The following is an 8,967-nucleotide window of genomic DNA, read 5'->3' on the forward strand; positions in this document are numbered from 1 at the left end:
GTGACCACGAGCTGAAGGTCACCCTCACCGACACCAACACGGCCAGCGGCGGCGAGCGGTTCCACACCGGCATCGACACCGTCACCCTGACCAAGGCCACGGTCAACCCGACCCTCCCGGCCGGCACGTCCGTGGTCGCGCGGGACCACAACACCAACACCTACGACGAAGGGAAGCCCGACGGCCAGGCCTACCACCTGGTCACCACCGCCACCGACGGCGCCCGCATCGACGGCTACGCCGACGACGTCGAACTCCGCGTCACCAAGCACGGATTCGACACCCCGATCGGCGGCACCTCCGGCTGGACGCTGAAGAAGGCGACCTCGGTCACCACCGACGCGCTCGGCGCCAAGCTGACCGCCTACGTCAAGTTCGACTCCTCCGGCCGGGCGGTCGAATCCCGCAAGCCGGGCTCCAACGGCGCCGACGCGGGCACGGTCAAGTCCGTGTTCTACACCGCCGGTGCCAACCCGGACGACGCCGCGTGCGCCAACCGGCCGGAGTGGGCGGGCCTTCCGTGTGCCACCCTGCCGGGCGGCGACATCACGGGGGGCGACGCCACCCGGATGCCGACCACCCTGCCGGTCAAGCGGATCACCCGCTACTCGGCGTTCAACGAGCCGGAGGAGGTCACCGAGACCAACGCCGGCAAGTCCCGCAAGACCGTCACCGTCTACAACGAGCTGGACCGGATCGTCTCGACCGAGATCACCTCGGACGAGGGCCAGCCGCTGCCCAAGGTCACCGTCGAGTACGACCCGGCCACCGGCGATGCGGTGAAGACCACCGCCGGCGGCAAGTCGCTGACCCGCGTGATGGACCAGCTGGGTCGGCTGATCTCCTACACGGACGCCGACGGCGGCACCACCACCACGGAGTTCGACAAGTTCGGCAAGCCGGTGAAGGTGAGCGACCCGACCGGGTCCACCGCCTACACCTACGACCGCGCGAAGGAGCCGCGCGGGCTGGTCACCTCGGTCAACGACAGCGTGGCCGGCGAGTTCACCGCCAAGTACAGCCCGGACGGCCAGCTCGTCGAGCAGACCTACCCCGGCGGCATCGTCCGCAAGGACACCTACAACGCGGTCGGTGAGGCCACCAGCCGCACCTACACCCGCAGTTCCGACAACACCGTGGTCTGGGCCCAGACCACCGACATCTCCACCCAGGGCCAGGTCGCCAAGGACACCAGCTCCACCGCCACCCGCTCCTACCAGTACGACCGGCTCGGCCGGCTGGTGAAGGCCGAGCAGACCACGGTCGCCACCGGCTGCGTCACCCGCCAGTACGCCTTCGACGCCCACTCCAACCGCCTGTCCAAGCAGACCTCCCCGCGCGGGGCGGCCGGCGAGTGCAGCACGGCCGGGGCCACGGCGGAGAACCACACCTACGACAGCGCCGACCGGCTCACCGACGCGGGCTACGTCTACGACGCCTTCGGGCGCACGGTGAAGACCGCCAGCGGTGCGACCAACACCTACTGGGCCAACGACAAGGTCGCCGCCCAGGAGAAGGGGGACACCAAGCAGGAGTGGGCCGTTGACGCCGCCCACCGCCTGACCGCGTTCACCACCAGCAAGAAGCAGGCCGACGGCACGTGGGCCAACTCCTCGTCGAAGCTGAACCACTACGGCGACGACTCGGACCAGGTCCGCTGGACCGTCGAGGACACCACGCAGGGCAACCTGACCCGCAACATCACGGGTCCGGACGCCAGCCTGGTCGCCACCACCAGCAAGACCGGTGACGTCCAGCTCCAGCTGACCAACCTGTTCGGCTCGGTGGTCGTCACCACGGACACCGCGCTGACCAAGCCGGTCGTGCTCGACTTCGACGAGTTCGGCATCCCGCAGGACGGCCAGGCCGCCGTGCGGTACGGCTGGCTGGGCGGCAAGGAGCGCTCCGCCGAGGCCCAGGACGGCGACATCCTGATGGGTGCCCGCCTCTACAGCCCGGCCCTGGGCCGCTTCCTCCAGGTCGACCCGGTGCCCGGCGGCAACGCCGGCCCGTACGACTACTGCACCGGCGACCCGGTCAACTGCACCGACCTCGACGGCAACTGGGGCATGCCCAAGTGGCTGAAGAAGACGGTGGAGGTCGTCGCCAAGGTCGCCGAGGTGGCCTCCTACATCCCCGGCCCGATCGGTGCCGTCGCGGCCACCGTCTCGGCGGTGTCCTACGCGGCGACGGGCAACTGGGGGAAGGCCGCCGAGATGGCCATCACCGCGGTCGCCCAGACCGTGGGCGCCGGCCCGGTGGTCAAGGCCGTCGAGGCGGTCGCCACCTCGACCAGGGTCGCGGCCAAGGTCGGGAAGGTCGCTTCGGTCGCCCGGACCGTCTTCCGACGCACGGAGGCCGTGGCCTGCCCGATCGGGAACTCCTTCACCCCCGACACGCCCGTGCTCATGGCCGACGGCAGCTACCTGCCGATCGGTGCGGTGCAGGTGGGCGACTACGTCGCGGCCACGGACCCGAAGACCGGCGTCACCTCCGCCGAACCCGTGCTGGACGTGATCACCGGTTACGGCACCCGGCACATCGTCGAGATCCGCACCAGCGCGGACGGCGCGGCCGACCCGCTGCGGGCCACCGACGGCCACCCGATCTGGGTGGAGGGCCGTGGCTGGGTCAAGGCCCTGGAGGTCCAGCCGGGAGACCGCCTGCGGTCCCCCGACGGCACCACCCCGGTGGTCACCGCGGTCGACGACCTCGGCGACCTGGACGGGCAGCTGGTCGTCAACCTGAACGTCGGCAACCAGCACACCTACACGGTGAACGACGCCGGTACCGACGTCGTGGTGCACAACTGCTCGAACGCCACCCTGTCCCACTGGACCTACATCACCCACATCTTCCCGCGGCATGTGCTCCGTCTCAACCAGCCCTGGAAGTCGAAGTTCGCCTCGACCAATCCGCGGACGATCAAGCGAATGATCAAAACGGCCATCAAGAAGTCCGAGGCCCAGCCGAACACCGACGGCACGCCCGGCCACATCCACATCTACGACTTCAAGAACAAGACGGTCGGGCACAATAACAACGGGGTACGGAAGACACGCATCAAGGTGGTGGTGCGCCATGGCAAGGTAGTAACTGCCTACCCGTATTGACGGCTATCTGGAGGCCACCATGGGACTGGACGTTTACTGGTATTCCAAACGCCCTGATCCGAAAATCTGGGAAATCCTGCAGAGGGGTTCGCTCATCGAAGCCTTCGGGGACGTGGACGACGTGCTGGTTGACACCATCACCAGTCTTCCCCGCGAGGAGTTCCCCGTTCTCCGCAGTGCCGACCCGTACGGGGACACGGTCCTGGACTCCGGGCAGTGCGCGACCGCGCGTGCGGAGGTCCAGGGAATTCCGGACTGGAGGAACAACTCACAGTTGGTGCTCCTGGAAACACTGCTGAGCAAGTGCAGTGAAGCACCCGGCACCTACGTCTACCTCGCCGGAGACTGAGGCGGCTGAACAACATGGCGGCGGGGCGTCTTCGGACGCCCCGCCGTTCGTTTTCCCCGCTCGGGAATGCGCGAAGGACCGCACGGTCAGACGGGCGGCATCAGATCGCTCTCGCTGATGGTGTACGTCAGCGGGGGGTAGCTGAAGTCCGTTTCCTTGTTCTCGCGGCGCCGCAGGGCATAGAACTCGCTCCTCTGCTCGTCGTCGGCCGGCATGAGGCGCGCACCGTGCGGGAGGTGGGCGTGTCCGTCGTGGAACCGGACGGAGGTTTTCGAGGTCCGGAAGGTGACGCCCAGCCATTGGTGGTCCGCCGAGCGGGCGGGCGCGTCCAGGACGATCTTGTGCCTGAGTCGCCGATTGGAGTCGACGGAGAACGCGACGATGCCGTGGTGGGCGAGGGGGATCTCGAACTTCTCGCTGTCGGACTCCTTCGATTCGAAGATCAGCTTCCTCGGCGGGCCGGCGTCGGGATGCCGGTAGCAGGAGTAGACGGCGATGAACGAGCCGTCGGCCAGGTCGAGGGCCTGGTCGGAATGGCCGCCCATGGTGGTGTAGGCGTTCGTGTAGCTCTCGATGAGGGCGTTGTTGAAGCCGAGCGAAAGCGCCGCACGTTCCTGGATCTGCTGCGCCAGCCGCTCGTGCACCGCCCGGAAACGCTGCGCCGGGCTGCCGTATCGCGTGGTCGTGCGGACGATGGGCACACCACCCGATTCGTCGACCTTGGTGAGCACCGCGCCTCGACGGCCTTTTCCCAACTCTTCCCAACGGACCGACGCGGACAGCTCCGCGAAGAGGTTCTCCTCGGCCGGCAGAGCGCACGAGAGGATCTCCTCCGAGATCCTAGAACCGGGGCGCATCATAGTCCCCCGTGTTCATGCTGAAGAGGAATTCGTCCCCGTAATCGATGAAGGACGAGCTCCTGTTCTCCTCCGCGTACAGCCGGCGCAGGTCGTCCATGCCGGCCGGTGTGGGCGGCTCCAGCTTCACCAGATCACCGGCCATTTTGAGGAAGGTGTGGCCGTCCTTGTGGACGGCTTCGGCGTTCGAACAGCGGACCACGTATCCCAGGCGGGTCGGGAGCAACTCGGCACCCAAGGCCGACGGCCGGATTTCGTGCGTGTAGAGGCGGTTGGTGGACAGCGGCATGAAGAACACGGAGCCGGGGTAGAGAGTCAGGCTGAACTGCGCGGGGAGCGCGACCCCGTCGGGTGCTTCGGCCCCCTCCTTGAGGCGGAACTGGAGTTTGGTCAGCCCGCTGACACCCTTCACGCCGTAGTCGAAGGCGTCTTCGGCCAGGGGCTGCAGTTCGTCGAGCCGGTCGTAGAAGGTGCAGAAGGCCATGATGCCGTTGACGGGCATGTCCTTGGTCTTGTCGGCATGGGACGAGATCTTGGCCTTGGACTGCTTGCGCTCCACCGTGGCAACGGTGTTGTGGTAGATCTGAGCGAGGACGTGGTTGAGCGGCGCCTGGCCGCGGAAGACGACGGCGGCCTCCCGGTTCAGCGCCTCGACGATGCTCGCGTCGGTCGGGCGGAAGCTCTCGGTCGGCCCCGAGAGGTTCGTGGAGCACCGGAGCAGGCGGAAGTGCAGTTCGTCCCCGTCCCGCGTGACGGGCGTCAGATAGATTCCGCTGCGATGAGCCGATCCGGGCTTGGTGGACTCCGTCAGGGACTGGAACTCGTGCTCCGCCCGGATCCGTCCGAAGTGATCGTCGCCGAGCCCGAAGAAGCGGCGGTAGTACACCCCGACGCCGTGGACGCGGATCGGAACCCGGCCGAGGTCGACCAGGGTCCAGGGTTCGTCGACGTCCTCGCGGTAGCCGTGCGACAGCTCACGGATGACGAACACCCGGTCAGCCGCGCGCAGCTGACGACCGCTGATCCCGGAGAGGTCGCCACACAGGTAGACGGTCTTCTGCGCGAGGTCGGGAGAACCGGAAGCGAGCTCCTCCGGCGTGATCGTGGACCCGAAGAAGTCCCTGACCAAGGCATCGTCCTGCAAGGAAGAAGGCGCAACCAGGATGTTGCTCGCATCCTCGACACGGGCTTCTGTCAGCTCTGTTGAGTACACCGAACGGATGCTCTCACGGGGCTGGACAGCGGGCAACGGGTATGTCGCCGGGCGCCTGCGGCGGCCGAACAGCGCGGCGGCGGGGCGTCTTGGGACGCCCCGCCGTTCGTTTTCGCCGTTCGTTGTCCGCTGTTCGGGGATGCACAACCCGGCTCACGCCGAACGGAGGGCCTCGGAGAGGGTGGTGAGGAGGGGGAGGGTGGGGGTGGCGTGGCCGGCTTCGATGGTGTGGATCTGGGCCTCGGTGAGGGCGGCGCGCTTGGCGAGGTCGGCGACGGAGAGGCCGAGGGTGGTGCGGCGTTCGCGGACGGCGCGGGCGAGGGCGTCGCCGGGGTCGCCGTCGGGGTGGGCGGGGAAGTCCTCGATCAGGGGTCTTCGCGGTTGGGTCACCTGTGCGCTCTCTTCGTCGACTCGGTTGGGCGGCGCACAGTCTGACATGGCGTCAGTGCATGGATGTGCGAAGCGGCGGTCAAGGATTCTTGACCGCCGCTTTATCGTTCAACTACTTGACGGGGTGAGGGTGGCCGAGGTGGGGGAAGACGGGGAGGAGGTCGGTGTGCGGGGGGATGTGGTCGCTGGTGATCTTGCCGCCGGAGACCATGGTGAGGCGGGCCGAGGTCACGTCGTCGACGAGCGTGCGGCCGTTGGGGTAGCCGGCGGGGCGGGAGCGGTCGTAGCGGAGGATGTCGGGAAGAACGAGCCTGAGGGTCTCGGTGGCGGCCTCGGTGGTGTAGTCCCCGGCGTGCTGGAGGACGGCCGTCCAGGCGGCGCTGTAGGTGTCCCAGTCGTCGGCCGGCTCGGCGGCGTTGTAGGCGTCCTTGACCTCTTCGGCGTTGAAGTAGGCGGTCAGGGAGGGGTGGGCGCCCCGGTCGACGGAGGTGAGCTGGCCGTTCTCCTGGAGGCTGACGCGGGCCCAGACGCCGATGGTCGGGTCGGAGCCGAGCTCGGCGTCCGGGACTTCGAGGGCGATGCCGAAGACGTTGGTCTCGGCCATCGCGTCCTTGCCGGTCCAGGTGAAGTTGTTGACGATCCCTTCGAGGTCGGCGAAGAACGGGTCGCTGCGCAGGCCCACCGAGAGCTTGTGGCCGCCGGCCTCGACGACGTCCGGCAGGTCACCGAAGGCGACCGGGACAGCAGAGAAGAGGACGTCCCCGGTGGCCTCGTGCTTCTGCGCGGCCGCGCCGGTGGCCCGGTGGACGGTGACGGTCTGGGCGCCGGCGGCGGGGTCGGAGAAGGTGAAGGAGTACGCGACGTCGGCGCGGTCGTCACCGTCGTTGTCGATGTTGAGGCGGTAGACGGCGTCGGGGTGGAAGGCGTTCGCCTGGGTGGGGGCGAAGGGGTTCACGTTCATGATCAGAACGGTCCGCCCGGGCGCGCCGGAGGCCGGGAAGGCGAACACGTCGGTCAGGTCGAGCCGGGCATCGCCCCGGGGCGAGCGGAGGTTGGGGCCGCTGAGGTGGTGGGACATAGGATTTTGGTAGCAGTCCGCACCCGACACGGCCCCGACGACACCCGTACAGGGGCGGGTTGTCCGCCTATTGGATCAGAGCGAGACGGCGAAGGAGAGGAAGGCCTCCCAGGCGTCGGGCTCGAAGGTGAGGTGGGGGCCGGACTTGTCCTTGGAGTCCCGGACGAGGACGGCGGCGGTCGTCTCGGCGACCTCGACGCACTGGGCGCCCTCGTTGGTGCTGTAGCTGCTCTTGCGCCAGGCGACCTCGACGCAATTCGCGCCCTCGTTGCCGCTGTAGCTGCTCTTGAACCACGCCAGCTCGGACATGCTCAACGCTCTCCCAGGATCATCTCGATCAAGGCCAAGGACTCCCTCATGTTGAGCGCCTGCCCCCTGAGGGTGCTGTACCGTGCGGCCATCCTACGGACTTCCTCCGGGTCCGTGATCAGCCTGTTGACGTGCTGCACCTCTACATACGCGATCTGCGGGCGGCCCGACGGGGTCAGCAACGTGAACGGCCCACCCATCCCGGCATTCTCCGCGCTCCCGAGGGGCATGACCTGGATCTCCAGACCTCGGATCTCCGCCACCTTGAGGAGGTGCCGAAGCTGCTCTCGGTGAACGCCCCAGCCACCGAGTGGTCGCCGAAGGACGCTCTCGTCGATCACCCAGCTCATCAGCGGCAGTGGCCACCGCGTCAAGATCTCCTGTCGCGCCAACCGGGCTGCGACCCACTTGTCGATCTGCTGAACAGCGAGCCAGGGCCTACGCATCTCGTAGAGGGCGCGCGCATGGGCCTCGGTCTGGAGCAGGCCGGGAATGTCGAGCGTGCTGTAGTCGTGGATCTCCACTGCCTTCGACTCCTCGTAGGTGAAGGCCTTGGAGAACGCCGGATGCCGCGCACTGACCCGAATCTTCGCCTTCATCACGTCGTCGGCAACGATCTTCAACACACCACCTGCGCCCAGGAGTTCGTCCGCTGCCGTCAGGATCTCGACTCTCGGCGTCCGCTTTCCGCGCTCAACCATTCCCATCTGGTCCTCGCTATATCCCAGCCGCTCCGCCAGCTCACGCTGCGTCATCCCCGCGCGCTCCCGGAAAAGCTTGATCAGCTTCCCCACCGCACAGTAGAACTCCGCGATCCCGTCAGAGTTCTCCGCCGCCTCGCCGTCGTCGAAGACCGTGCGCTCAACGCCCGTCACGACAATCACCCACCCTTTCGACCGATTGATCCGGGCCGACCCGACAAGCCAACCCTGCGCATCCGTACACACACTCTCCGTGCCCGCCAGATCCGTGGTCAGCGTACGTCCGCGCCATCACGCTTTCTCCCATGACGACCGAAATCCCCCTCGACAACCCCCGTCGCCACACCACCGTCCTCGCCGCCACCCCCAAGGGCGCAGCCATCTGCCGACGCATCGCCAGACGCCAACTCACCGTCTGGGGGCTGAATTCCGCCCACACCGAGCCCTACTACTCCGCGCTCCTGATCGTCGCGGAGCTCGCCGCGAACGCGATCACGCACGGACGCGTTCCGGGGCGCGGGTTCGAGCTGCACCTCTGTCTCACCACCGCCGCGCGCCGGGGCACCACGCTCCGGATCGAGATCTCCGACTGCCGGGGTGACCGGCTGCCCGCCCTCCCGACCGCGCTCGCCCCCAACTCCCAGTCCGGGCGCGGCCTCACGCTCATCAACGCCCTCGCCGACCGCTGGGGCACCATCCCCCGCCACCCCAACGCCAAGACCGTCTGGGCCGAACTCGATCTCGCCGCCGATGCCTCCTGAAACCCCCGCCCCCACCACCGGCACCGCCGCGACCGTCTGCACGCTCCTCCCCTTCACCCTCCTCCTCGCCCTGCTCGCCTGGGCCTACCCCCTCACCACCCACCACCACCCGCGCCCTTCGACCCCAACGCCCACCGCCACCCGCACCCCGTAACCACTCGGCGCGGGAAGTCGGACCCGCCGACTTCCCGCGCCC

Annotated in this window: 10 protein-coding genes; 4 read left to right on the forward strand and 6 right to left on the reverse strand. The window is 68.0% G+C overall.

The features are described 5' to 3' along the window. Both ABTY15_RS39095 and ABTY15_RS39100 read left to right on the forward strand, forming a co-directional pair. Positions 1-3,113: polymorphic toxin-type HINT domain-containing protein (locus ABTY15_RS39095; protein WP_350607285.1), on the forward strand; the 3,113-nt coding region annotated here is incomplete at its 5' end. Positions 3,114-3,132: 19 nt separating this feature from the next. Further along, positions 3,133-3,462, forward strand: coding sequence for a hypothetical protein (locus ABTY15_RS39100; RefSeq protein ID WP_350607287.1), 330 nt, complete (start codon positions 3,133-3,135; stop codon positions 3,460-3,462). Between the two features lie 86 nt (positions 3,463-3,548). On the opposite strand, the gene ABTY15_RS39105 is transcribed toward ABTY15_RS39100, so the two are convergent. The 6 genes from ABTY15_RS39105 to ABTY15_RS39130 all read right to left on the reverse strand — a co-directional run bounded on the left by ABTY15_RS39105 (position 3,549) and on the right by ABTY15_RS39130 (position 8,184). Then, positions 3,549-4,319 (reverse strand): hypothetical protein, encoded by a 771-nt coding sequence (locus tag ABTY15_RS39105; protein WP_350607307.1) that lies wholly within the window; start codon positions 4,317-4,319, stop codon positions 3,549-3,551. Beyond that, positions 4,303-5,532: a hypothetical protein gene (locus ABTY15_RS39110; protein WP_350607290.1), complete on the reverse strand. Its 1,230-nt coding sequence runs from the start codon at positions 5,530-5,532 to the stop codon at positions 4,303-4,305. Before ABTY15_RS39110 ends, ABTY15_RS39105 begins: the two co-directional genes overlap by 17 nt. Positions 5,533-5,685: 153 nt before the next feature. Then, positions 5,686-5,922, reverse strand: a complete 237-nt coding sequence (locus ABTY15_RS39115) for a helix-turn-helix domain-containing protein (protein ID WP_350607292.1) — start codon at positions 5,920-5,922, stop codon at positions 5,686-5,688. A 112-nt stretch (positions 5,923-6,034) separates the two neighbouring features. Beyond that, positions 6,035-7,000, reverse strand: a complete 966-nt coding sequence (locus ABTY15_RS39120) for a DUF4331 family protein (protein ID WP_350607295.1) — start codon at positions 6,998-7,000, stop codon at positions 6,035-6,037. Between the two features lie 75 nt (positions 7,001-7,075). After that, positions 7,076-7,309 (reverse strand): DUF397 domain-containing protein, encoded by a 234-nt coding sequence (locus ABTY15_RS39125; protein ID WP_350607297.1) that lies wholly within the window; start codon positions 7,307-7,309, stop codon positions 7,076-7,078. Positions 7,310-7,311: 2 nt separating this feature from the next. Next, positions 7,312-8,184, reverse strand: coding sequence for a helix-turn-helix domain-containing protein (locus ABTY15_RS39130; RefSeq protein ID WP_350607300.1), 873 nt, complete (start codon positions 8,182-8,184; stop codon positions 7,312-7,314). 131 nt (positions 8,185-8,315) lie between these two features. On the opposite strand from ABTY15_RS39130, the gene ABTY15_RS39135 reads away from it, so the two are divergent. Both ABTY15_RS39135 and ABTY15_RS39140 read left to right on the forward strand, forming a co-directional pair. Further along, positions 8,316-8,771, forward strand: a complete 456-nt coding sequence (locus ABTY15_RS39135) for an ATP-binding protein (RefSeq protein WP_350607302.1) — start codon at positions 8,316-8,318, stop codon at positions 8,769-8,771. Continuing rightward, a complete protein-coding gene (locus ABTY15_RS39140; protein ID WP_350607304.1) occupies positions 8,761-8,925 on the forward strand; it encodes a hypothetical protein in 165 nt (54 codons plus the stop codon). The genes ABTY15_RS39135 and ABTY15_RS39140 overlap by 11 nt, the downstream gene beginning before the upstream one ends. Positions 8,926-8,967 lie beyond the last annotated feature (42 nt).

The organism is Kitasatospora sp. NPDC097643, assembly GCF_040302625.1.
In the GTDB taxonomy this organism is placed as follows: Bacteria; Actinomycetota; Actinomycetes; order Streptomycetales; family Streptomycetaceae; genus Kitasatospora.

Coding starts and splice junctions, on each gene's coding strand:
- ABTY15_RS39100 (WP_350607287.1), top strand. CDS start 3,133: ATGGGACTGGACGTTTACTGGTATTCCAAACGCCCTGATCCGAAAATC.
- ABTY15_RS39105 (WP_350607307.1), bottom strand. CDS start 4,319: ATGCGCCCCGGTTCTAGGATCTCGGAGGAGATCCTCTCGTGCGCTCTG.
- ABTY15_RS39120 (WP_350607295.1), bottom strand. CDS start 7,000: ATGTCCCACCACCTCAGCGGCCCCAACCTCCGCTCGCCCCGGGGCGAT.
- ABTY15_RS39125 (WP_350607297.1), bottom strand. CDS start 7,309: ATGTCCGAGCTGGCGTGGTTCAAGAGCAGCTACAGCGGCAACGAGGGC.
- ABTY15_RS39135 (WP_350607302.1), top strand. CDS start 8,316: ATGACGACCGAAATCCCCCTCGACAACCCCCGTCGCCACACCACCGTC.
- ABTY15_RS39140 (WP_350607304.1), top strand. CDS start 8,761: ATGCCTCCTGAAACCCCCGCCCCCACCACCGGCACCGCCGCGACCGTC.